General features: G+C 70.5%; 21 protein-coding genes. 8 read left to right on the top strand and 13 right to left on the bottom strand.

Going from position 1 to position 23,100, the window contains the following annotated elements:
* Window positions 1-3: 3 nt before the first annotated feature.
* From htpX to OG395_RS24990, 3 genes are all read right to left on the bottom strand, one after another.
* The gene (htpX, locus tag OG395_RS25000; protein WP_327244924.1) at window positions 4-915 is read right to left on the bottom strand and encodes a zinc metalloprotease HtpX; all 912 of its coding nucleotides are present in this window, start codon (window positions 913-915) and stop codon (window positions 4-6) included.
* A 66-nt stretch (window positions 916-981) separates the two neighbouring features.
* Complete coding sequence (locus OG395_RS24995) at window positions 982-1,659, bottom strand: pyridoxine/pyridoxamine 5'-phosphate oxidase (RefSeq protein ID WP_327244923.1); 678 nt, start codon at window positions 1,657-1,659, stop codon at window positions 982-984.
* 57 nt (window positions 1,660-1,716) lie between these two features.
* Window positions 1,717-2,898 carry a thiolase C-terminal domain-containing protein gene (locus OG395_RS24990; RefSeq protein WP_327244922.1) on the bottom strand — a complete coding sequence of 394 codons (1,182 nt, stop codon included), beginning with the start codon at window positions 2,896-2,898 and terminating at the stop codon, window positions 1,717-1,719.
* Window positions 2,899-3,059: 161 nt separating this feature from the next.
* Between OG395_RS24990 and OG395_RS24985 the strand changes: the two genes are divergently transcribed.
* Complete coding sequence (locus OG395_RS24985) at window positions 3,060-4,268, top strand: acyl-CoA dehydrogenase family protein (protein WP_327244921.1); 1,209 nt, start codon at window positions 3,060-3,062, stop codon at window positions 4,266-4,268.
* Window positions 4,268-4,768 carry a nitroreductase family deazaflavin-dependent oxidoreductase gene (locus tag OG395_RS24980; protein ID WP_327244920.1) on the top strand — a complete coding sequence of 167 codons (501 nt, stop codon included), beginning with the start codon at window positions 4,268-4,270 and terminating at the stop codon, window positions 4,766-4,768. The genes OG395_RS24985 and OG395_RS24980 overlap by 1 nt, the downstream gene beginning before the upstream one ends.
* Before the next feature lie 146 nt (window positions 4,769-4,914).
* On the opposite strand, the gene OG395_RS24975 is transcribed toward OG395_RS24980, so the two are convergent.
* Complete coding sequence (locus OG395_RS24975) at window positions 4,915-5,562, bottom strand: TetR family transcriptional regulator (RefSeq protein ID WP_266982768.1); 648 nt, start codon at window positions 5,560-5,562, stop codon at window positions 4,915-4,917.
* Between the two features lie 299 nt (window positions 5,563-5,861).
* On the opposite strand from OG395_RS24975, the gene OG395_RS24970 reads away from it, so the two are divergent.
* The gene (locus tag OG395_RS24970; protein ID WP_327244919.1) at window positions 5,862-6,752 is read left to right on the top strand and encodes a VOC family protein; all 891 of its coding nucleotides are present in this window, start codon (window positions 5,862-5,864) and stop codon (window positions 6,750-6,752) included.
* A gap of 174 nt (window positions 6,753-6,926) precedes the next feature.
* Entirely contained in the window at window positions 6,927-9,320 is a 2,394-nt protein-coding gene (locus OG395_RS24965) for an outer membrane protein assembly factor BamB family protein (protein WP_327244918.1), read from the top strand.
* 183 nt (window positions 9,321-9,503) lie between these two features.
* On the opposite strand, the gene OG395_RS24960 is transcribed toward OG395_RS24965, so the two are convergent.
* Window positions 9,504-10,124: a hypothetical protein gene (locus OG395_RS24960; RefSeq protein WP_327249448.1), complete on the bottom strand. Its 621-nt coding sequence runs from the start codon at window positions 10,122-10,124 to the stop codon at window positions 9,504-9,506.
* Window positions 10,125-10,316: 192 nt separating this feature from the next.
* Between OG395_RS24960 and OG395_RS24955 the strand changes: the two genes are divergently transcribed.
* Window positions 10,317-10,868 carry a hypothetical protein gene (locus tag OG395_RS24955; protein WP_327244917.1) on the top strand — a complete coding sequence of 184 codons (552 nt, stop codon included), beginning with the start codon at window positions 10,317-10,319 and terminating at the stop codon, window positions 10,866-10,868.
* 46 nt (window positions 10,869-10,914) lie between these two features.
* Here the strand turns inward: OG395_RS24955 and OG395_RS24950 are convergent, their stop codons facing one another.
* Genes OG395_RS24950 through OG395_RS24940 form a run of 3 tightly spaced genes read right to left on the bottom strand, consistent with a single transcriptional unit; the run spans window position 10,915 to window position 13,296 of the window.
* Window positions 10,915-11,688: an enoyl-CoA hydratase/isomerase family protein gene (locus tag OG395_RS24950; protein ID WP_327244916.1), complete on the bottom strand. Its 774-nt coding sequence runs from the start codon at window positions 11,686-11,688 to the stop codon at window positions 10,915-10,917.
* A 10-nt stretch (window positions 11,689-11,698) separates the two neighbouring features.
* The gene (locus OG395_RS24945) at window positions 11,699-12,139 is read right to left on the bottom strand and encodes a Zn-ribbon domain-containing OB-fold protein (RefSeq protein WP_327244915.1); all 441 of its coding nucleotides are present in this window, start codon (window positions 12,137-12,139) and stop codon (window positions 11,699-11,701) included.
* Between the two features lie 8 nt (window positions 12,140-12,147).
* Entirely contained in the window at window positions 12,148-13,296 is a 1,149-nt protein-coding gene (locus OG395_RS24940; RefSeq protein WP_327244914.1) for a lipid-transfer protein, read from the bottom strand.
* 97 nt (window positions 13,297-13,393) lie between these two features.
* On the opposite strand from OG395_RS24940, the gene OG395_RS24935 reads away from it, so the two are divergent.
* Entirely contained in the window at window positions 13,394-14,950 is a 1,557-nt protein-coding gene (locus tag OG395_RS24935) for a FadD3 family acyl-CoA ligase (RefSeq protein ID WP_327244913.1), read from the top strand.
* Window positions 14,951-15,040: 90 nt separating this feature from the next.
* Here OG395_RS24935 and OG395_RS24930 read toward each other — a convergent pair whose 3' ends face one another.
* From OG395_RS24930 to OG395_RS24920, 3 genes are all read right to left on the bottom strand, one after another.
* On the bottom strand, window positions 15,041-15,166 hold the full coding sequence (locus OG395_RS24930) for a hypothetical protein (RefSeq protein WP_327244912.1): 126 nt from the start codon (window positions 15,164-15,166) through the stop codon (window positions 15,041-15,043).
* A 231-nt stretch (window positions 15,167-15,397) separates the two neighbouring features.
* Window positions 15,398-15,562 carry a hypothetical protein gene (locus tag OG395_RS24925; protein ID WP_327244911.1) on the bottom strand — a complete coding sequence of 55 codons (165 nt, stop codon included), beginning with the start codon at window positions 15,560-15,562 and terminating at the stop codon, window positions 15,398-15,400.
* Window positions 15,563-15,768: 206 nt separating this feature from the next.
* Window positions 15,769-18,726: an AfsR/SARP family transcriptional regulator gene (locus tag OG395_RS24920; RefSeq protein WP_327244910.1), complete on the bottom strand. Its 2,958-nt coding sequence runs from the start codon at window positions 18,724-18,726 to the stop codon at window positions 15,769-15,771.
* Window positions 18,727-19,023: 297 nt separating this feature from the next.
* On the opposite strand from OG395_RS24920, the gene OG395_RS24915 reads away from it, so the two are divergent.
* The gene (locus tag OG395_RS24915; protein WP_327244909.1) at window positions 19,024-20,250 is read left to right on the top strand and encodes an amidohydrolase family protein; all 1,227 of its coding nucleotides are present in this window, start codon (window positions 19,024-19,026) and stop codon (window positions 20,248-20,250) included.
* Window positions 20,251-20,320: 70 nt separating this feature from the next.
* Here the strand turns inward: OG395_RS24915 and OG395_RS24910 are convergent, their stop codons facing one another.
* Both OG395_RS24910 and OG395_RS24905 read right to left on the bottom strand, forming a co-directional pair.
* Complete coding sequence (locus OG395_RS24910; protein WP_327244908.1) at window positions 20,321-21,148, bottom strand: MerR family transcriptional regulator; 828 nt, start codon at window positions 21,146-21,148, stop codon at window positions 20,321-20,323.
* A gap of 168 nt (window positions 21,149-21,316) precedes the next feature.
* Window positions 21,317-21,520: a cold-shock protein gene (locus tag OG395_RS24905; RefSeq protein WP_037693088.1), complete on the bottom strand. Its 204-nt coding sequence runs from the start codon at window positions 21,518-21,520 to the stop codon at window positions 21,317-21,319.
* A 376-nt stretch (window positions 21,521-21,896) separates the two neighbouring features.
* Here OG395_RS24905 and OG395_RS24900 point away from each other — a divergent pair, with 376 nt between their 5' ends.
* Entirely contained in the window at window positions 21,897-22,775 is an 879-nt protein-coding gene (locus tag OG395_RS24900) for a menaquinone biosynthetic enzyme MqnA/MqnD family protein (RefSeq protein WP_327244907.1), read from the top strand.
* Window positions 22,776-23,100 lie beyond the last annotated feature (325 nt).

Below are 23,100 nucleotides of genomic sequence, written 5' to 3'. Positions count from 1 at the left end.
TCCTTACGGGCGGGCGAGTTCGGCGGAGATGCGGGCCAGCTGGTCGAGGCGCTGTTCGAGGGTCGGGTGGGAGGAGAGCAGCCGGCTGAGGCTCTCCTTCGAGGAGAACGCCGGGACGAAGTAGAAGGCGTTGTACGGCTCCGCCTTCCGCAGGTCCTCCGTCGGGATCCGGGCCATCTGCCCGCTGACCTTGGTGAGCGCCGAGGCGAGCGCGGAGGGGCGGCCGGTGAGGAGGGCGGCGGCGCGGTCGGCGGAGAGTTCGCGGTAGCGCGAGAGCAGTCGGGTGAGCAGGAAGCTCAGGCAGTACACGACGGCGCTGATCAGGGGGATCAGTAGGATCGCGATGCCGACGGGGTCGCTGCCGCGGCTGCTGCGGGAGAAGCCGCCCCAGAGGGCGACGCGGGTGACCACGCCGGCCATGACGCCGAGGAACGAGGCGATCGTCATGACGGCGACGTCCCGGTGCGCGACGTGCGACATCTCGTGTGCGAGGACGCCCTCCAGCTCCTCGGGTTCCAGTCTGCGCAGGAGTCCGGTGGTGGCGCAGACGAGGGCGGTCCTCTCGCCGCGGCCGGTGGCGAAGGCGTTCGGTACGTCGCTCCGGGCGATGGCCACCCGGGGTTTCGGCATGTCGGCCAGGGCGCAGATCCGGTCGATGGTGCCGTGCAGCTCGGGTGCTTCCTCGGGGGTGACCTCGCGGGCGCCCATGCTGAAGGCGGCGATGCGGTCGCTGAACCAGAACTGCGCGATGAACAGACCACCCACGACGATCAGGATGATCGGCCAGGCGCCCCGCAGCACCGCGAGGAGCACGCCCACGAGGACCACGTAAAGCAGTCCGATCAGGAACATGGTGGTGACCATGCGCGTGGTCAGACCGTGGTCGGGGGCGTAACGGGAACGGGTTCGTGTCATGGAATGCCTCCAGCAACTCACCTGCTTCCCATAGTGCTCCTTTCTGGTGGAAATCGGTTTGCCGACTCACGGCCAGAGCAGTTCCCGGGTCCAGTTGCCGCCGTCCCGGCGGTAGCGGAGCCGGACGTGCCGTCGCCGCGCATCGCCCTGGAAGAACTCGACCTCGTGCGGCTCGACCACGTACCGCGTCCAGCTCGTCACGTCCGCCTCGGGTTCCGCCTGCGCCCGTTCCCATGCGGCGTCCGAGGCGCGGTTCAGCTCCTCGTGCGAGCCGAGCACCTCGCTCTGTCGCCCCACCAGTGCCGAGGCCAGCGCCCCGGTCGAGCGGACGTGCAGATCGGCCCGACTCTCGGCCGGGGTGCAGGCGGTGACCGGACCTCGTACCCGTACCTGCCGGCCCTGTGCGGGCCAGTAGAAACCGAGCGCCGCATGCGGATGCGCGGCGAGCTGGCGGCCCTTTGCGCTGGTGGCGTGCGTGGCGAAGTGCCAGCCGCGGTCGTCCGCGTCGTGCAGCATCAGCGTCCGTACGTCGGGGTGGCCCTCGGCGTCGACCGTGGCCAGCGTCATGGTGTGCGGCTCGGTCTGCCCGGCGGCCACCGCCTCGGCGAACCAGGTGTGGAAGAGGGGGAGCGGGGTGCGGGGCGCGGCGGACGGGTCGAAGGCGGGGAGGTCCACGTCCCAGACGCGCTGGGCGTGAAGGAGGTCCCGGAAGGTGTGCTGCGCAGAGGTCGATGCATCCGTCATGTGGCCATTGGACATCAGGGCACGGATTGCACCGTTGCCAGACCCCCTCACACCCGCTCACGCCCGCCCCAGCACCACCGTCCCCGACGAACAGAACCAGCCGCCCGTCCCCGAGGCCACCGCCAGCTCCGGCAGCCGGCCGTCCGTCTTCCGGACCTGACGATCTCCCGCCTCCCCGCGCAGTTGCCGTACCGCTTCCACCAGCAGGAACAGCCCGCGCATGCCGGGGTGGCAGGCGGAGAGGCCGCCGCCGTCGGTGTTGACCGGGAGCTCGCCGGTCAGGCCCGTGCGGCCCTTCTCGACGAAGGCGCCGCCCTCGCCCTTCGCGCAGAAGCCGAGGTCCTCCAGCGTCACCAGCGTCATATAGGTGAACGCGTCATAGATCTCGGCCAGGTCGATGTCCGCCGGCCGTACCCCGGCCCGCTCGAACGCCAGGCGGCCCGAGACGGCCGCCGGGGAGACCGTGAAGTCGTCCCACTCCGACATCGTGGAGTGCGAGACGTGCTCACCCGTGCCGAGGATCCACACCGGAGTCTTCGCCGTGTCCGGCACGTACTCCTCCGCGGCCAGCAGCACCGCGCACCCGCCGTCGCTGCGGATGCAGCAGTGCAGCTTGGTGAACGGGTCCGCGATCATCGGTCCCGACAGCACGTCGTCCACCGTGATTGGGTCCCGGAACATCGCGTCCGGGTTGGCCGCCGCGTTCGCCCGCGCCTGGACCGCCACCTCGGCGAGCTGCTCCAGCGTTGTCCCGTACGCGTGCATATGGCGGCGGGCGGCCATGGCGTACTTGGCGATCAGCGAGTGCCCGTACGCCACCTCGAACTGGAGCGGGCCGCGCGAACCGAACGACAGGTTCGACGTGCGGCGCCCCGCCCTGATGTCGGCGCGGGCGGTCGATCCGTACACCAGGAGTACGGCGTTCGCGCGGCCTGCCGCGATCGCGTCGGCGGCGTGGGCGGCCATCACCTCCCAGGTCGCACCACCGACCGCCGTGGAGTCGACCCAGGTGGGCTTCAGCCCCAGATACTCGGCGACCTCGACGGGGGCGAGCGTGCCGAGTCCGGCGGAGGCGAAACCGTCGACGACCGAGCGGTCCAGGCCCGAGTCGGCGAGTGCCCGGCGGGCGGCCTGGGCATGGAGGGCGTACGGAGTGGGGCCGTCGACGCGTCCGCAGTCCGCGAGGGATATGCCGACGACAGCGACCTTGCGCGGGGGAGAGGAAGGTGAGGAAGGCATGGATCTGACGGTACATCAGATATGTCGCTGCGGACCGGTGTGCGGGCGGGATCGGGTCCGGGCAGGGGTGTGCGCGAGTCTGGGTTTCTGGCGCCATCGCCCCTAACATGACGGCCCGTCAGATCAGGGGTCGACGGCCCCTGAGGGGAAGGAGCCCGACGATGGACGCCGCCTTCACCGCGGAACAGTACGAGATCCGCCGCACCCTGCGCGAACTGCTGGCCAAACGCTGTGGACCAGACGAGGTCAGGAGCGCCGTACGGACCGCGCACGGATACGACGAGACCCTGTGGCGGCAGCTCGCCCAGGACGTCGGACTGCCTGGCCTCGTGCTCGCGGAGGAGTACGGAGGAGCCGGCTGCGGCCCCGCCGAACTCGCCGTCGCCTGCGAGGAGGCCGGCCGCGCCCTGCTGCCGTCCCCGCTGCTCGCCACCGCTGCGCTCGCCGCACCGCTGATCGCCGCTGTCGGCACCGATGCCCAGCGCACCGCCCTGCTGCCCCGCATCGCCGCGGGCGAACTGACCGCGGCCCTCGCCCTCCCCGGCGGCTCACCGGCCACCGCCCTCGGCCTCATTGGCGACACCAGCGGCGGCGCCTGGGCGGGCGGCGGCCGGTCCGGCGGCGTACAGGCCAGACCCGGCCCGGACGGGTGGCGGCTGTACGGGGAAGCCGCCCAGGTCCTTGACGGGCACAGCGCCGGCCTTCTGCTGGTCGCCGCCCACGCGGGTGGCTTCCCGCGCAGCCGGACTCTCCTCTTCCTCGTCCGCTCGGACACGGCGACCGGGCTCGCCCGCACCCGGCAGACCTCGCTCGACGAGACCCGGCCGGTGGCCCGTGTCGAACTCCGTGAGACCACCGCCGAACTGCTCGGCGCGGACGACACGGTGGATGTGTCAGGATCGGCCGGAGCGCTCGCCGCCGTCGGGCGCACGACCGCCGCCGTACTGGCGGCGGAGGCGGTCGGAGCCGCCGCGAGCGCGCTCGACCGGGCCATCGAACACATCAAGATGCGCGAGCAGTTCGGCCGCGCCATCGGCTCCTTCCAGGCGGTGAAGCACCGGCTTGCCGACCTGTACGTACGAGTGCAGGCGGCCAGGTCCGCGGCGTACTACGCGGCGTGGGACCCGGCGACCGGAGGGCTCGCGCTCGCGCAGGCGCTGGAAGCGCTGCGGATCACCACCGCCGAGGCCGTGCAGCTGCACGGCGGCACCGGCTTCACCTGGGAACACGAGGCCCATCTCTACTTCAAACGGGCGGCCGCCGACGAGCTGCTCTTCGGACCGGTCCACCGGCTGCGCGACCACGCCGCAGAGCAAGCCGGTCTGTTCACGCCCGGCGTCCGGAAACCGCGCGTGGAGGTGGCGGTCTGATGGCGCCCGGAGTCCGGCTGATCCAGAAGGTGTCCTCGACCCGCACCTTCGCCAGGATCGCCCCGCACGTCGTGCCCGCCATGGACCGCACCGTCCACCGGCTCACCCGCGGCAAGGTGCTGCTCAGCGCCCGGATGCTGCCGGGGGTGATCCTGACGGTGCGCGGGGCGAAGAGCGGACAGCCACGCACCACTCCACTGGCCTGCATGCCGGAGCACGGCTCCGCGGGCGGTGGCAGCACCGGCTGGATTCTGATCGGCAGCAACTTCGGCCGTCCGGGTCATCCTGCCTGGACCGCCAATCTGTTGGCCCATCCGGACGACGCCGTCATCAACTGGAAGGGGCACGACATCGCCGTGCGTGCCCGGCTGCTGGAGGGCGCGGAGCGGGCGGAGGTGTGGCAGGCGGCGCTGACGTTCTGGCCGCCGTACGCCACCTACCAGGCGCGGGTGGAGCGGGAGATCCGGCTCTTCCGGCTTGAGCGGCGCGACACCCCGTGACGCGGAAGCTGCCCGGATACGCCGATGGCGGACCACATCGGGTGGTCCGCCAGCGGTGAGACAGGACGTGGGCAGCCCGGGATTGCCGTGGAGCCCAGTACAGGAAGAAGCGAGGCAAGAAGCCGGAAAGAAGGGTGCGCCCGGCGCTATTTCGTCGGTTTCTTGCCGGTGATGCCCAGATGCACCAACAGCGCTAGGTTCGGCTTGAGTTCGGCCTGCTTGACGCCCCAGGTCTGGAAACCCTTCTGGTGCGAGGCGACCGCCGCCAGCATCGCGACGAGCGAGCCCGCCATCGCCGCCGGGCTGATGTCCTTGTCGACCTTGCCCTTGGCCTGGAGCTCCTTCACCGAATCGGTGAGGGAGTTGGTGACCGAGTTCAGGATCTTCATGCGGATCTTGTAGAACCGCTTGTCGCCCTCGGCCGCCCCCAGGTCGACCACGCGCAGGATCGCGTCATGGTGTCGCCAGAAGTCGAGGAACCCCTCGACGAGCTCTTCGGAGGTCTGCCAGCCCGCCTTGCCGACCCAGGAGCGGCCGGCGACCAATTCGGTCAACGCGGCGCCCTCCTTGGCCATTTCTTCGGCGATCTCGAGGACGGCTCCCTCGACGTCGGGGAAGTACTGATAGAAGGTTGCGGGTGAAGTCCCCGCCTTGCGGGCGACGTCGATGACTTTGACGTCCCGGTAGGGCGAGGAGCTGAGCATTTCACTGAGGCAGTCGAGCAGCTTCTGCCGCGTCGCCTGTCCGCGTCGACCGGCCACGCGGCCGTCGACGGTGCGCACTTGTCCTGTCATGCCGTCAGCTTACCGAGGGGTGATCGGAGCGCGATTCGGCCGACTGCAAATGGGGAGTTCCGCAGGTGCGATGGGGTGGTGTGGGAGAAGTGGCCGGATTTCGGCGGATGCGATCCACAGCCTGAATAGTGTTATCAACAGCCTGTGGACAACTTCGGTGGATAACTTTCCGTGAGGCGATGACCAATGAACTCTGATGTCGAACTTTCGTTCGAAAAGGGTCATTCGTTGCGCGGCACATGCGGTGCGCGGCTACCTTGAGTGTGACGAGCGTCACTGCTATGGAAGGATCCGGGCCCATGGCCGCATTCCCGCGCTCCGCGCCGTGCTGGGTGGACGCACAGCTCCCCGATCTCGAAGCGGGCAAGCGTTTCTACGGCGGGCTCTTCGGGTGGACCTTCCGGACCGGGGACGCCGCCGGCGGCGCGTACGCCGACGCCCTCAGCGACGGCAAGCTCGTTGCCGCACTCGCCGCCAAGCGGGACGGCCGGATGCCGACCGCCTGGGGCGTCTACTTCTCCACCGACGACATCGCCGCGACCGTCGCCCTGATCCGGCAGGAGGGCGGCCAGGTCATCACCGAGCCCGTCCGGGTCGGGCGCGCGGGCGTGCTCGCGCAGGCCGCCGACCCGGGCGGTGCGGTCTTCGGGCTCTGGCAGGCCGGTGACCGCAGCGGGTTCGAGAAGCAGAAAGAGCCCGGATCCTTCTGCTGGACCGAGGTGTACACCCGGCAGAAGGACCGCGTCGACGCCTTCTACGAGAAGGTCTTCGGCTTCCTCGGGACCGACCTCGGCGAGTCCGGCACCGATCACGACGAGCCGGGCACCGGCGATGGTGACGCCTCCGACTCCGGATCGGTCGATTCAGGTTCCGCCGGGGCCGGCTCCGGCGGTGCGGGCGCCTCCGAGTCCGGCGTCGACTTCCGCATGTGGTCCCCCGAAGGCACCGAACCCGGCCCCGACACCGCGATCGGCGGACGCAGCGTGATCACCGACGCGTTCCCGGCCGAGATGCCCAGCTATTTCCTCAGCTATTTCGCCGTCGCGGACTGCGACGCCACCGCCGAGACGGCGGTCGTGCTCGGCGGCCGGGTCTCCGCGCCGCCCTTCGACATCCCGTACGGGCGGATGTCGGTCCTGCACGACGATCAGGGTGCCGAGTTCGCCGTACTTCAGCCCCCGGTGTCCTGATAGAGGGCAGAGTGACATGTGACACCCCGATCCGCCCCCGGGTTCGCAACCATCGCATCGGCCAGGAACAATCAGGGAGCGCACCGCCGGGTGGTGCCCAGTGGTGAGACGCTGCACAGGGCGGGTTTTCGCGGACTTCTGTTCCTGAGGTCCGTACGGGGAGGTGGCAGGCAAGTGGTGGAGCAGCTGACGCAGCACGACCCGAGGCGGATCGGCCCGTTCGAGGTGCTGGGACGGCTCGGGGCCGGCGGCATGGGGCTGGTCTATCTCGCCCGCTCGGCGTCCGGCCGACGGGTGGCGATCAAGACCGTGCGTACGGAGCTCGCCGAGGATCAGCTCTTCCGGGTCCGCTTCACGCGTGAGGTGGAGGCCGCCCGCGCGGTCAGCGGCTTCTACACGGCCGCCGTGGTGGAAGCCGACCCGCGCGCGGCCGTGCCGTGGCTCGCCACCGCGTACGTGCCCGCTCCCTCGCTCGAGGAAATAGTGAATGAGTGCGGCCCGATGCCGACCCAGGCGGTGCGGTGGCTGGCCGCCGGGATCGCCGAGGCGCTCCAGTCCATCCATGGCGCGGGGCTGGTCCACCGCGACCTGAAGCCGTCGAACGTGCTGGTGGTCGAGGACGGTCCGCGCGTGATCGACTTCGGGATCGCGTCCGGAGTCTCCAACACCCGGCTGACCATGACCAACGTGGCGGTCGGCACCCCTGCGTACATGTCGCCGGAGCAGGCCAGGGACTCGCGCAGTGTCACGGGCGCGAGCGATGTGTTCTCGCTCGGCTCGACGCTCGTCTTCGCCGCCACCGGGCATGCGCCGTTCCACGGGGCGAACCCGGTCGAGACGGTTTTCATGCTGCTGCGGGAGGGCCCCGATGTGGAGGGGCTGCCCGACGACCTGCGGCCGCTGATCGAGTCCTGCATGCAGATGGACGCCGGGCTGCGGCCCAGCCCGGCCGATCTGCAGGCCCAGCTCGCCCCGCACCTCTTCGCCTCCGGCAGCGACGACAGCGGTACGGCTTCGGCCTGGCTGCCGATGTCCGCCACGGCGATGATCGAGCAGCGCCGAGGCGGGGGGCGCACGGCGGCACCCGCCGCCCCGGCTCCCGCTCCGGCGCCGCCGCAGCCCCAGCAGCCGCCGCGGGGCGCGGACTGGGAGTCGGCGTGGCGCAGCGGGGCGGACCTGAGATCGCCGTCCCCCGCCCCCGCACCTGTTCGGGCGGCGGAGTCGGACGGGGGCGGTCCGGTGCGGTTGCCCGGGGCGAAGGTGCCGATCGGACCCGGGCCGCGTGCCGTGGACGTGCGCGCGATGGCCGGCGCGGAGGCGGGTCCCGCGACCGGGTGGGTGCGCCCGCCCGCCGGGCTGAGCGGCGCGGCCCCGGCCACCGCCCCGCTGCCCGCTCCGGCGCACGCCCCCGATGCGCCGCCCGCGGAGCCGGACCGCTGGCGGCCCTGGCGGTTCCGGATGTCGAACGACGTGTGGGGCACGCCGGTCGTCGCCGGGGACCTGCTGTACGTGACGTCGTTCGAGGTGCACGCGCTGGACGTCGGCAACGGGCGGCGCCAGTTCAAGACCCGTGATGTCGCCTGGTCGATGACGCTCGACGGCGGCCGCATCCACGGCTCCGACGGCCCTTCGCTGTACGCCCTGGACGCGCTGACCGGCGCCGAACGGTGGCGGCTGCAGACCGATGCCTGGGTGTACTCGCTCAAGGCCGACCGGGGCACGGTGGTCACCGGCACGCGCGGTGGCGGCGTGCAGGCGTGGGAAGGGTCCACCGGCGAGAAGCTGTGGGAGACCGGAGGCGTACAGACCGACTTCGAGACGGCCGAGGCCGGGCCCGCGATCCACGACGGCACGGTGTACCTGTGGCAGGACGCCCGGCTGCGCGCGGTGGACGCCCGTACGGGCATCGAGCGCTGGTCGTACCCGATCGGTGACGCGGCGTCCTGCGGGGGAGTGCCGGTACGGGTGACGGCCGCCGCGGACGGCTACGTGTACGTCGCCGCGGGCACCCGGGTCCTCGCGGTGGACATCGCGTCGGGGCTGGTGCGGTGGCACTTCGAGTCGCCCGCGGTCTTCCTGTCCCCGCCCGCGTTCGCGCCGGGGCCGGCGGTCACAGGCGGTGGGGTGTACCTGGCCGACTACCTCGGCACGGTGTACGCACTCGACGCGACGACCGGCAAGGACCGGTGGCGCATCGCGACGGAGGCGCGCCAGTCGATCGAACCGGTACTGGTCACGGCGGGCCATGTCCACGTCGGCAGCGGCAGCGCGCTGTACACGCTGGACGCGGTGACGGGTACCCCGAAATGGCGGTTCGCCGCGGGCGGCGAGGTCGTCGGCGCGCCGGTCGTCGCGGACGGCCGCGTCCACTTCGGTTCCGCGGACCACGTGCTGTACACGCTGGACGCGGCAGGCGGCCAGCTGCGCTGGAAGCTTGCGACGGGCGGCGAGATCACGGGGTCGCCGGTGGCGAAGGGGGGCGTGGTGTACGCGTGCAGCAAGGACCGCTGCGTGTACGCGCTGGACGCACTGAAGGGGACGGGCACGGGGAACCGGGCACGGGCGTAGGCGTTCACCGGGCTCGCCGGGCAGCCGCTCTGTCCTCAACCGCCGGACGGTCTCGTTTTCCCCGCTCGTCCGGCACGTATCGGCCCGTCCGCACACCCCGGCGTGTGCGCGCGGAACCGTGTGCCACGGGTGGGGCAAGGCGATTCAAAGGGCGCGGGGTCCGTCCGGGCGGCCGCTGTGTCCTCAATCGCCGGACGGGCCCGACCGGCCCGGCGGGCGGCGTGGGTCCTGCGCCTCGGGGCCCGTGTACGGGTCCGCCTCGGGCTCCGGCAGGGGACTCGTCTGCACCGATGGCCCCGGCTCCTGCGTGGGCGGCCACGTGTCCGGATCATCCGACCCCGGCGCCGGGTAGGGCCGTTCCCGGTCCACGCGCCCCGGATGCCTGTGCCCGCCCCGCCGCCCCGACATCACCGCAGCCCCCACCAGCATCAGTGCCCCGCCCACCGCGGCGGTCGCCACCCCCACCTGCAGCCCGGATCCGTCCGCCGCCACCGTCAGGCCCCCGGTCGCCTGCCCCTGCCGCACCATCCACAGCACGGTGAAGCCGAGGACGACGACCCCCGCGCACGCGACCAGCAGCCGCGACCGGAGCACCACGCCCACCACCGTCACGGCCGCAGCGAAGAGAAGCGGCAGCCAGACCGACCCCCACAGTCCCGGCCGCGCACCGCTGATGCCGTTGAAGAGGTCCGCGATCCGGTACTGCCGCCCGAGGCGGCCGTCGTACCAGTCACGGAAGGGGCTCAGCACGGCGGCCGCCGCTCCTGCGAGAGCGACGATCGAGCCGAGGATGTTGCGGATCATCATCGGCCTCCTGCGGTCGTGCGGACCGGCATCACGCATCAGCGCCGCTCTCGGCGTCGACGCTACGCCGGGCCCCTGACCCCCGCCACCAGGGGCGCACCGGCCGGACGGCCCTTCCCCGTGCGCCATGCGTTACGGTGTCGCGCGGTCGTTTTACAGCAACATGACAACAACACAAGGGGGGCTGCATCGATGATGCGGCAGCATCTGAAACTCACGGCGGTCCTGGTGGTGGTGGTGCTCGCACTCACCGGCTTCTCGACCTCGAGCCACGGCGGCAAGAGCCGAGGCAGCAAGAGCCGCGGTTCGAGCAGCAGCAGCGGCGGCGGCTGCTCCAACTCCGAGAAGAGCAACGGCAGCTACCACCACAACGACTACGACGACAATGACTACGACGACTCGTCGAGCAGCTCGTCCGGCGGCTCCACCTACGAGACCGCGACCCCCGCCGCCACGGCGACCGACGCGCCCCAGGTGACCGTGATCCGCTGCGCCCAGCCTCGCAAGGGCAAGCGGCGGGCCGTGACGTCCTCCACCGTCCGGGTCGGCTCGAGCGAGCTCGGCACGCATGTGTACAAGGTCGATGTCACCTTTCTCGACGCGCTCGGCAACACCGTCGACACCGGCGAGGCGAACGTGGAGCTGACGGACGTCGACAGCGCGACCGTATCCGTGCGGATGGACAGCCCGAGCAAGGTGTCCCGGGTGAAGAAGTGCCGGGCCGAGGCCGAACTCAGCCACTGACCGCTGCTGACGGGGGCTCCGGCTCACCCCAGCGGGGAGTTCCGGCTCACCGCAGCCGGAACTCCCCGCCGCCCCGCCCCTGGAACAGCTCCCCCTGCCGCTCCACCGGCAGGTTTCCGAGCGCGATCAGGTGCGGGGCGTGGGCCAGCGCCTGGGTGCGCGCCGCTTCCTTGGCGGACCACACCGCCCGCACCGTTCCCTGCACCGCCCCTGTCGGGTACGACGCGATGACGGCTGCCGCCCGCACCGCCGCCTCCACCGCGCCGCCGGGCGCCGTCACCTCGCTGACCAGCCCGGTCTCGTACGCACGACGGGCCGTCACCCGTTCGGCCGTACCCATCAGGGACATCCGGGCGACCTCCCCGAACGGCATCCGCTGCGCCATGTGAATCGCCTCGTACGCGCTGACCATGCCGTACGTCGTATGCGGGTCGAAGAACGTCGCCTGCTCCGAGGCGATGACGAACTCCGCCTCGCCCAACAGATAGAACGCCCCGCCGCACGCCATCCCCTCCACGGCGGCGATCACCGGCTTCCACAGGTCGTTCGCCTTCGGTCCGATCGCGAGCAGCGGATCGTCGATCGTGTAGGGGGACGAGGGCTGCGGCACCTCCACGCCGCGGTCGATCCCCGTACAGAAGGCGCGCCGGCCCGCACCGGTGACGACGACGGCCCGCACCCCGTCGTCGAAACGGAACGCCCGCCATGCGGCGGCGAGTTCGTCCGCCGTTGCCAGGTCGATCGCGTTCAGCTTCTCCGGTCGGTCGAGGGTGACGACCGCGACCCCGGTCTCCTTGTCCGTCTCCGTCCGCAGCGTCATCGTCGTCCGCTCACCGTTCCAGCAGCCAACGGACCACGGTCAGCTCCGGGCTCACCGGCGCGAAGACCGCCCGCACCGGTGCCCCGATCCGCAGCCGCGCCGGATCGGCCGAGTCGAGCGGTGCTTCGGGGCCGCTGACCACATTGCCGACCAGCCGGATGTGCGGAGCTTCGGGGAGTTCGACGACGACCGCGTTGTACGGGGCCTGCGCGGCGTACGCGGGCAGCAGTGGCGGATGCGGTAGCACGTACGACCAGATCCGGCCGCGCCCGCTCATCGCCCGCCACTCGCTCTCGAAGGACTGGCAGTGCGGGCAGCAGGGTCGCGGCGGGAAACGGAGGGCGCCGCACGCGGGGACGGCGCACGCCTGGACGCGGAGTTCGCCCCGGGCGGTGTACTCCCAGAAGGGTGCGCCGTCCTCGTCGGCGACGGGCAGCAGCAGCGATTCCATGCGTGGTCTCAGCTCCTCAGCAGTACGGCGGAGGTGGGCACGCCCTCGCCGGCGGTGACCAGGCAGGTGGCGGCGTCCGGAACCTGCGCGGTGGAGATCCCGCGCAGCTGCTTCACTCCTTCATTGATGAGGTTGAAGCCGTGCACATACGCCTCGCTCAGCCCGCCGCCCCCGGTGTTGATCGGCAGCCGGCCGCCGCTCTCCAGCGCCCCGCCCTCGGTGAACGCGGCACCCTCGCCGCGCCCGCAGAAGCCGTAACCCTCCAGGGAGAGCGGGATGAGCGGGGTGAACGCGTCATAGATCTGTGCGACATCGACATCGTCCGGCCCGAAGTCGGCGTGCTTCCACAGCTGCCGGGCGGCCGTCCAGGCGGGGCCGGTGAGCGGGTCGTCGTTCCAGTAGTTGACCATGCCGTGGTGCTGGGCGGGCAGCCCCTGGGCGACGGAGTGGATGTAGACGGGCTTTTGGCGGCAGTCCCGGGCCCGCTCGGCGGACACGACGACGCAGGCCAGTGCCCCGTCCGTCTCCAGACAGTTGTCGAAGAGACAGAGCGGCTCACTGATCCAGCGCGAGGTCATATACATGTCGCGGGTCAGCGGCCGTTCGTACATCACCGCGTCCGGGTTCTGGTTGGCGCGGTTGCGGCAGGCGAGCGCGACATTGAAGAGATGGTCGCGGGTGGCGCCGTACTCGTGCATGTACCGACGTGCGAGCATCCCGATCTCGTCGGCGGGCCGCAGCAGCCCGTACGGGCGGGTCCACTGGGCGGGGGTGGGCAGTTGAACGGTGGTGTTCTTCCAGGGCCGGGGCCCCGAGCCGCGCTTCCGTGAACGCCAGGCGACCCCGACGCTCGCCTGTCCGGTGGCGACGGCGGCGGCGAGATGCGCGATCGTCGCGCACGAACCACCGCCTCCGTAGCCGACCTTGGAGAAGAAGGTGACGTCACCGGCCCCGATCGCCTTGGCGACCTCGACCTCGTCGGTCTCCTCCATCGTGTACGAGGCGAACGCGTCGACCTCCGACGCGGCGATGCCCGCGTCGTCGAGCGCCGCCACGATGGCCCGGCAGGCCAAAGTCTTCTCGGATTGAGGGAGTTGTTTCGCGAAGGCCGTCTGTCCGATCCCGGCTATCGCCGTCACGTCTTTGAGCGTCGCCACCCGCCACCTCCGCGATCGTCATGACTGCTGACAGCGGCAGAGGCTACAGCTAATCTGACGGATAGTCAGCTATTGCGGTTCGGTGGGAGGGCATGCGATGCGCGGCGACGAGGAATGGGGCAGCATCCCGAGGCTGGTGCGGGCAGCGGCGCAGCGGTACGGGGAGCGCGAGGCGGTCGTCGAGGGCCGCACCCGCATCTCGTACGCCGAACTCGGCGACCGCGTCGAACGCGCCGCCGCCGCGTGCATGGCCGCGGGTGTGGAGCCGGGGGACCGGGTCGCGGTGTGGGCGCCGAACACCCTGGACTGGATCGTCTCCGCCCTCGGGGCGGTCACGGCGGGCGCGGTCCTGGTCCCCCTCAACACGCGCTTCAAGGGTGCGGAGGCGGCGTACATCCTGCAGCGCAGCCGGGCGAAAATGCTCTTCATCACCGGCACGTTCCTGGGCACGTCGTACGTGGCGTCACTGCGCCGCACGGCGGCGGAACTCCCGCACCTGGAGCGGGTGGTGGTGCTCGCGGACACGGCACCCGAGTCCTACGTCACCTGGAAGGACTTCCTGGCGGCGGGGGAGTGGATATCGCCTGCCGCGGTACGGCAACGGGCCGACGCGATCGCCTCCACCGACCCCTCCGACATCATCTACACCTCCGGCACCACGGGCCGTCCCAAGGGCGCCGTCATCACCCACGCCCAGACCCTGCGCTGCTACGCGATCTGGAGCGAACTGGCCGGCCTGCGCGAGGGCGACCGCTATCTGATCGTGAACCCGTTCTTCCACACCTTCGGCTACAAGGCGGGCATCATCGCGTGCCTGATGCGGGGCGCGACGATGATCCCGCAGCCGGTGTTCAACGTGGACACCGTCCTCGCGAACATCGCCGCCGAACGCATCTCGGTCCTCCCCGGCCCGCCCACCCTCCACCAGTCGCTGCTGGACCACCCGGCGCGGGCGACGCACGACCTCTCGGCCCTGCGCCTGGTCGTCACGGGCGCTGCGGTGGTCCCCCTGCGGCTGGTGGAACGCCTGCGCACGGAGCTCGGCATCGCGACGGTCCTCACGGCATACGGCCTCTCCGAGGCGAGCGGCATCGTCACGATGTGCCGAAGGGGCGACCCGCCCGAGACGATCTCCTCCACCTCGGGCCGCGCGATCCCCGGTACGGAGATCCGCGTCCTGGCGGACCCCGGCACCCCCGGCGAGGTCCTGGTCCGCGGCTTCCATGTGATGCAGGGCTACTTCGAGGACCCGGACACCACGGCCGCCACGATCACCGACGACGGCTGGCTCCGCACCGGCGACATCGGCGTCCTCGACGAGGCGGGCAACCTGCGCATCACGGACCGGATCAAGGACATGTTCATCGTCGGCGGCTTCAACGCGTACCCGGCCGAGATCGAACAGCTTCTGGGCCTGCACCCGGACGTGGCGGACGTGGCGGTGATCGGCATCCCGGACCCGAGACTCGGCGAGGTCGGCAAGGCGTACGCGGTCCGCCGGGCGGGCGCCACGCTGACGGCCGACGACCTGATCGCCTGGTCCCGGCGGGAGATGGCGAACTACAAGGTGCCGAGGGCGGTGGAATTCGTGGGGGAGCTGCCGCGGAACGCGAGCGGCAAGGTGGTGAAGGGGGAGCTGCGGGGGCGGGGGTAGGGGCTGCTCAGGATGCGTGGAGGTTACGGATCTCGTCCACGCAAGAGGGCCCGAGCGGTTGGCTCGGGCCCTCTTGCGTGCGGGTGCGGCTCAGCCGGCGTGGTTGTCCTGCGGGGTCACCACGGTGGCGTGCATGTCCTGCGTGGTGACCGGGGTGTCGCCGGTGGCGTGCATGTCAGCCAGCGCCGGAGTGGCCGAGCCGAGGCCCAGGGCCACGGCGAACGCGGCGGCGACGAGCGTCTTCTTCGTGCGGGTCCTTCCAACTCCTGTGGGAGAAGAGAGCTTCCGGACGTGAAGTGACGCTGGTGACAGGGGGGCGATGGCGGAACCCCGTTGGCGCGAAGCGGTTGAACGTTGACGCGATTACGTCAACCGGCGCGCAGACGTGCAGCGGCCGCGACGGCTCCCCCTCCGCGCCGCCGCGGCCGCTCCCCGTGCGGGTTAGGTCTAGATGGTCGGCTTGAACGGCTCCGACGTGGCGTGCTGGTCCAGAGTGGTTACTTCTTCGCCGGTCGCGTGCTGGTCCTGCGTGGTGAGCGGGGTCTCCGGCTCGCCGGTGGCGTGCTGGTCTGCCGGCTTGGTGATCGGGTCCTGCTTCTTGGCATCGGCCATGGTGGTCAACTCCCTCTCTGGGCACTAAGTGCAATGGGCTGGCGAGGCCCGCCCGGCTGTTCCCCCGTGGACTGCCGGACGGGCCTCTCTCGGGCCGCTCACCTTAGTGGTGTGGCCGCTGTCGCCCCCGTCTGCCCCCCGACGCGACGGATCGACAGGTATGAGAATGCAGGGTGGCGATAAACGAACGATGAACGCCCCGTTTTTCAGGCTGCCGCCGCAGGTGCCAGCAGCGACTGAACCTCTTCCGCTTCCGGGGAACCGAGCTCCTCGTAGATGGTCAGTGCTTCACGCCAGCAGACCTGGGCGCGCCCGGTCTGCCCGATTCCGGCGAGAGCACGCCCGAGGACGGTGAGCACGTTTCCGCGTCGCCACTCGCCACCGATGCCACGCAGCACCGTGAGGGCCAACTCGGCGAATTGGGCTGCCTGAGAGGGGTGGTCGGAGGCGATCTCGAGTTCGGCAAGACGGAACAGGGCCATGCCTTCCCACAGCCGCTGCCGACTGTCGCGGAAGATCGCCAGGGCCTCGTTCAGCTCGTCCGTTGCGGCAGACAGCTTTCCACTCCGGGTGAGGGCCAGTCCCAGAGCGTAGCGACCATTGGCGCTGCGCAACGCGTGGCCCAGGGACTCATAGATCTCGATGCCTGACTGGGCAAGAGTGATGGCGCTCTTCGTGCGCCCGGTAGCCAGATGGATGCGGGACAGATTGCACAGCGCGCTGGCTTCGCCGGGACGATTCTTGTCGCTTCGGAATGCATCGATCGCCTGAGTCAGGAAGGCTTCGCCGTCTGCATGGCGGTTCTGGTAGAGGGCGATGATGCCACGGGCATTGGACGCCCAGCAGGCCGGCAACGGGTCGTGCACCGTGTCGGCGAGCCGCATTGCTTCCTGAGCCTCTCGGTCCGCGTGATCGAACCGTCCCGCGAGCTGGTGCACGTTGGCCAGGGACATGACGGCGCGCCCCTCCGCTCGGGGATCACCGCATGTCCGGGCAGCTTCCCGAATCGTGATCGCCGATGCTTCGTACTGCTTTGAGTTCGCACCCGACTCGCCCAGGTCGAGTGCGGCGTAGAGGAGATCGACGGCGCGACGCAGGGAAGCGGGCCCGGATGACTGGCACACGCACGCGAGCAGGTTGGTCGCCTCCGCATAGAGCCAGTCCAGTGCCGAGTGCCGGTCCGCGAACGACAGGCCCTCGTACTGCGTCGGTTCCAGGTGGTCCACCAGCCGGTCCCCCGGCCGCTCCAGCGCATACACCCCCGCCGCCGTGGCCAGGTAGAAGTCCAGCAGCCGCGAAAGCGCCAACTCCCGCTCCTCCGGCGGCTGCTCGTCCCGTTCGGCGCACGCACGCGCGTAGAGCCGTACCAGGTCGTGGTACCGGTACCGACCCGGCGCCGCCGACTCCAGCAGGGACGTGTCGACCAGGGACTCCAGCACGTCCTCCGCCGCATGCGCCTCCAGGTTCAGCAGCGCCGCCGCTGCCGCCAGGGAGATGTCCGGGCCGTCCGCCAGGCCCAGCAGGCGGAACGCGCGGGCCTGGGCCGGTTCCAGCTGGCCGTAGCCGAGTTCGAAGGTGGCCTTCACCGCCAGGTCGCCCGCCTGGAGCTCGTCCAGGCGGCGTCGCTCGTCCGCGAGTTTGGCGGCGAGGACCGAGACCGTCCAGGTGCGGCGGGCGGCCAGGCGGGAGGCGGCGATGCGGATCGCCAGCGGGAGGAAGCCGCACGCGGCCACCACGTCCAGGGCCGCCTCGCGCTCCGAGCCGACCCGTTCCTCGCCGACGATCCGGGTGAAGAGCTGGAGTGCCTCCTCGGGGGACATCACGTCCAGGTCCACCAGGTGCGCGCCCGCCAGGTCGACCATGCGGACGCGGCTGGTCACCAGAGCCGCGCAGCCGGCCGTGCCGGGCAGCAGGGGACGGATCTGCGCCGCGTCGTGGGCGTTGTCCAGGAGGACCAGGATGCGGCGGCCGTCGAGTGTGGAGCGGTACAGCGCCGCTCGTTCGTCCAACGAATCGGGGATCGCCGAGTCGGCGGTGCCGAGGGCGCGCAGGAACGCGCCGAGCACCGTCTCCGGCTCCGCCGCCCGTGCGCCGGCGCCCTGCAGGTCGACGTAGAGCTGGCCGTCCGGGAAGTGCGGGCGCGCCTGGTGGGCGACGTGCACGGCGAGGGTCGTCTTGCCGACGCCGCCGATGCCCGCGAGCGCCGACACGGCCATGACCGAACCCTCCACCGTCGCCAGTCGGTCGCCCAGTTCACTTACGAAGGATGCGCGGCCCGTGAAGTCCGGTACCGTCGCCGGGAGTTGGGCCGGGCGGATGGCGGCGGGCGCGGGTGCCGCCTCGACGGCCGCGTGGGCCAGGTCCTCGTCGGCCTGCAGGATCCGCTGCTGGAGCTGCGAGAGCTCGGGGCGCGGGTCGACGCCCAACTCGTCGGCGAGCAGCCGGCGCGTGTCGGCGTACACCGCGAGCGCTTCCGCCTGACGGCCGCTGCGGTACAGGGCGATCATCAGCAGTTCGCGCAGCCGCTCCCGCAACGGGTGCGCCGCGGTGAGTGCGGTGAGTTCGGAGACCGCCTCCGCGTGGCAGCCGACCTCCAGATCCAGGTCGAGCCGGGTCTCGGTGAGCTGGAGCCGCCACTCCTCCAGCCGGGTGCGCTGGTTCTCGGCGTACGGGCCCGGGACGGAGGCCAGCGGTTCGCCGTCCCACAGCGCCAGTGCCTCGTTGATCAGGGTGCGGGCCCGGGTCCGGTCGCCGCCGGCCCGCGCCTTCTCCGCTTCCGCGGCCAGTTCCTGTGCCGCCGTCAGGTCGAGCGCGTCGGGCCGGGTCCGTATGGCGTAGCCGCCGGCGTTGCTGATCAGTGTGGACGGGTCGAGGATCTTGCGCAGTCGGGACGCGTACGTCCGTACGGCGGCGAGCGCCTGTGACGGGGGCTCGTCGCCCCAGATGGCGTCGATGAGTTCGGCGGCGGTGGCCGTGCGTCCGTCGCGCAGCAGCAGCGCTACCAGCAGGGCCCGTTGCTGCGGCGAGCCGGACGCCAGCGGTTCGTCGTCGCGCCAGGCGCGTACGGGGCCGAGCACGGCGAACCGCAGGCCGGTCCCGGTCGTCTGCTGCTGAGCAGCGCGCTGCTCCGGAACGCGCACGCGTGGCCCGTGGTCACGGTCCATTGATGCCCCCTGTCCTGCTCGCCCCGTCAGTTCTGCCGGTCGCGCTGATCCCGCTGGCGCTGCTGATGCTGATGGTCCCGCTGGTGTCTCTGCCCGGAATGACCGCTGCTGCACCGATGTGGTCCGGATGGATCCGGATGGCGGCCTACCGCTGGTATCGCGGTCAACAGTCTGCCTTGTTTTGGGTGGACACGTCAGCAGTGGGTGACGCTCTGCACAAGCCCTCGACAACGATTTGGAACCGGCGCCCGGTCAAGAGAGCTGACGATGTGTCAGATCGGCGCTACCGTGGTGCACATGGAGACCTTCCCGAAGATCATCTCGGTGGACGACCACACGGTGGAGCCCGCTCATGTCTGGCGGGACCGGCTCCCGTCCAAGTACCTCGACCGCGGCCCGCGCATCGTCCGCGCACCCCTGAAGGAAATGAGCTTCATGGGCGGCAGGTTCGCACCGGTGATGGGAACAAAGGGCGACGAGGGGCCGATCGGCGACTGGTGGGTGTACGAGGATCTGCACCGGCCGCTCACCCGGCTCGACACCTCCGTCGGCTACGACCGGGACGAGATCAAGCTCGAAGTCATCACCTACGAGCAGATGCGCCCCGGTTCGTACGCGGTCCCGGACCGGCTCGCCGACATGGACATCAACCACGTCCAGTCCGCGCTCTGTTTCCCGACCTTCCCCCGGTTCTGCGGCCAGACGTTCACGGAGGCGAAGGACCGTGAACTCGGGCTGCTCGGCGTGCGCGCGTACAACGACTGGATGGTGGAGGAGTGGTGCGGCCCCGACGCGCAGGGCCGGCTGATCCCGCTGACCCTCGTCCCGCTCTGGGACGCACAGCTCGCCGCCGACGAGGTCCGGCGGAACGCCGCGCGCGGGGTGCGTGCCGTCGCGTTCTCCGAGATACCCCCACATCTCGGACTCCCGTCGATACATACGGACGAGTGGGATCCGTTCCTGCGGGCCTGCGACGAGACGGGCACCGTGATCGCGATGCACATCGGCTCGTCCTCGAAGATGCCGTCCACCTCGGCCGACGCCCCGCCCGCGGTCGGCTCCACCATCACCTTCGCCAACTGCTGCTTCTCGATGGTCGACTGGCTGATGAGCGGCAAGTTCGAACGGTTCCCGAACCTCCGGATCATGTACGCGGAGGGCCAGATCGGCTGGATCCCCTACATTCTGGAACGGGCCGATGCGGTCTGGGAGGAGAACCGGGCCTGGGGCGGTGTCGCCGACAAGGTGCACCGGCCGCCGTCGGAGCTCTTCGCCGAGCATGTGTACGGGTGCTTCTTCGATGACGCGTTCGGGCTGAAGAACCTGGACGCGATCGGCGTCGGAAACGTCCTGTACGAGACCGACTACCCGCACTCGGACTCGACCTGGCCCAAGTCGCGCGAGGTCGGCGAGGCGCAGATGGGGCACCTGGACCCGGACGTGGTGGACCGGATCGTGCGCCGCAACGCCATCGATCTGCTGGGGCTCACGGACGAGGGGCTGTGGCCGGGGCCGAGGTCGTGAGCGCATAGGCGTCGCCGGCGGGTGGTGCGGCGCGGGGCCCACCGCCCCCGGCGGGCCCCGCGGGACGTGGTCAGGTCCTGGTCACCGGCTCCTGGAGCTCCGTCACCCACTCGTCCCTGTCCTCCGGGCACTCCAGGTTGATCTCCCGGGTGTACCCCAGGGACCGGTACCCGTTGGTGTCCAGCCAGCGGGCCAGCGTCTGCTCGGTGGTGAGGACCCCGTCCATCGAACCGCGATGGACGATGGTCGCCGCCTCGAACGCGGGCAGGTCGACCACCGTCACGCCGGTGTCACCGACCGGGCCGACCGGGGCGGATACCGTCACCCCCGCGTGCACGGTGATCGCGCCGTCGCCCGCCGGGGCGTCCTCGTAGCGCGCGATGCCCGGGCCGGTGGGACTGATTCCGGCCGCCTCCAGCAGCGGGAACAGCCGGTCGTACAGCGGTCCGATCACCGGAGTGATGGCCTGCGGCTCGTAGCCGGCCGCGGTCCCCGTCAGCTCCGCCACCCGTACCGCGGGAACGTTCTTGATCACAACGTCGTCCGTGGGCATGTGCCCCTCGCTCTCGATAGACCGGAGCCTCGCCTCGACCTGCGCCAGCCGCGCCGCCGCTGCGGCCATGGCCGCCTCCAGCTCCGCCTGCCGCAGGCGCAGCATTCCGCGGAGCTCCTCGGGTCCGACCTGTTCGTCGAGGACGGCCTGCACCTGCTGGAGCGTGAAGCCGAGATCCTTGAGAGCGATGATGCGGTTGAGGCGGGCGAGCTGAGCGGCACCGTAGAAGCGGTAGCCGGTCGCGGGGTCGGTGCGGTCGGGAGGCAGGAGTCCGATGGCGTCGTAGTGACGCAGCATCCGGGCCGACACCCGTCCGTACCTGGCGAAATCTCCGATGGTGAACATGATGTCTCCCAGTGCAGGCCCTCACACGGTGTCAAGGTCAAGCCCCCGTCCACGGCGGCACCGGGGCGGGCGGGCCACCACAAGGCAGGAGCCCCGCTCCCCCGCCGAGGCGGGGGAGCGGGGCTCCTTGGGTACTGCATGCCGGCCGCGATCGGCCGACCCGGGCAACTAGGCCGGGCTGACGTTCTCAGCCTGCGGGCCCTTCGGCCCCTGAGTGACGTCGAAGTTCACGACCTGGTTCTCCTCGAGGGAGCGGAACCCGGACGCGTTGATCGCGGAGTAGTGGACGAAGACATCCGGGCCGCCGCCGTCCTGGGCGATGAAGCCGAAGCCCTTTTCAGCGTTGAACCACTTGACGGTTCCGGTAGCCATAAGCCCTCCTTGGGCCAAAGGGTTGCCCTGCTCCAGAACCTGCAAAGAAGTCTGAAAACTACAAAAGCCTGCGGGTTACATGCTCCGCAGGCTCTGTACTGCAAGGGAAACCAAACTGCAACTTGCGTCGAGCCTAGCACGCAGCGTGTGCGGAACGGTAGAGGGAAAGATCACTTCACCCGGATGTTTGATTGCCCTGTCGAGAGGCTGACGGGGATAGCGGTCGGAAGGCGGCTCGGGGCTGTCGTTCGGGTGGCGTGGAGGTGGCCGCGCAGGCATGCCGGGGCGCGGGACCGGCAGGCACGGAGGAGTGGGACCGGGCGTGCCCCCGAGCCCCGGTGGCGGCGGGGTGCCCGCACGGGTCTAGCCTCGCGATGTGGACAATTCAACCGTCTCCCCCGCAGCAGGCGACGACCGTCGCAGCAGGCCGCGCGTCGGCCACATCCAGTTCCTGAACTGCCTCCCTCTCTACTGGGGCCTGGCACGGACCGGAACCCTGCTCGACCTGGAGCTGTCGAAGGACACCCCGGAGAAGCTCAGCGAGCAGCTGGTACGCGGTGACCTCGACATCGGCCCCATCACCCTCGTCGAGTACCTGCGCAACGCCGATCAGCTCGTCGCCTTCCCCGATATCGCGGTCGGCTGCGACGGGCCCGTCATGTCGTGCGTGATCGTGTCGCAGCTGCCCCTGGAGCAGCTCGACGGGGCCCGGGTGGCACTCGGTTCGACCTCGCGCACCTCCGTACGCCTCGCTCAGCTGCTGCTCGCCGAGCGGTACGAGGTGACGCCCGACTACTACACCTGCCCGCCCGACCTCGGCCTGATGATGCAGGAGGCGGACGCCGCCGTGCTGATCGGTGACGCCGCGCTGCGCGCCTCGCTGCACGATGCGCCGCGCCTCGGTCTGCAGGTCCATGACCTGGGGCAGATGTGGAAGGAGTGGACGGGGCTGCCGTTCGTCTTCGCGGTCTGGGCGGCCCGCAAGGACTATCTGGCCGCGCACCCGGCCGTGGTGGAGGAGGTGCACCGGGCGTTCCTCGCCTCGCGGGACCTGTCGCTGGAAGAGGTCACCAAGGTCTCCGAGACGGCGGCGCGATGGGAGGTCTTCGACGCGGAGCTGCTGGAGCGGTACTTCACGACGCTGGACTTCCGCTTCGGTCCGGACCAGCTGTCGGGCGTACGTGAGTTCGCCCGCCGGACCGGGGCGACGACCGGTTTCCCGGTGGACGTGAACGTCGAGCTGCTCGACCACTGATCGGCACCGGCCGCTGCGCGGGGGGAATGGGCCCGGGCAATAGGTGAATGCTGAACCTTCTTCCGGCTTCCCCGTTCCCTCCCGGGCCGTTTATCGCGCCGCCCCGCGGATTCCTTTCCGGCGAATGCCGCGAATGCGGCGGCCGGACAGCTCGTACGTCCTATCCCGAATAGAGGACGGCGTACGGGGTGAGTCCGGGTCGAGTCCTGGATTCGATCGGGTGAACGACTCATTCGCGCCTTTTGTTGTGTCGAAAACCGCGGTTCGTTCCCATAGGGGCGAAATCAGCCGATGGTTTCTCTGTGATCGCACGACCTCCGACCCC

It is taken from the genome of Streptomyces sp. NBC_01320 (assembly GCF_035974375.1).
Classification (GTDB): Bacteria; Actinomycetota; Actinomycetes; order Streptomycetales; family Streptomycetaceae; genus Streptomyces; species Streptomyces yanii.
Note: the sequence above shows the minus strand (reverse complement) of the source record. Positions and strands in the feature narration are given on the sequence as shown.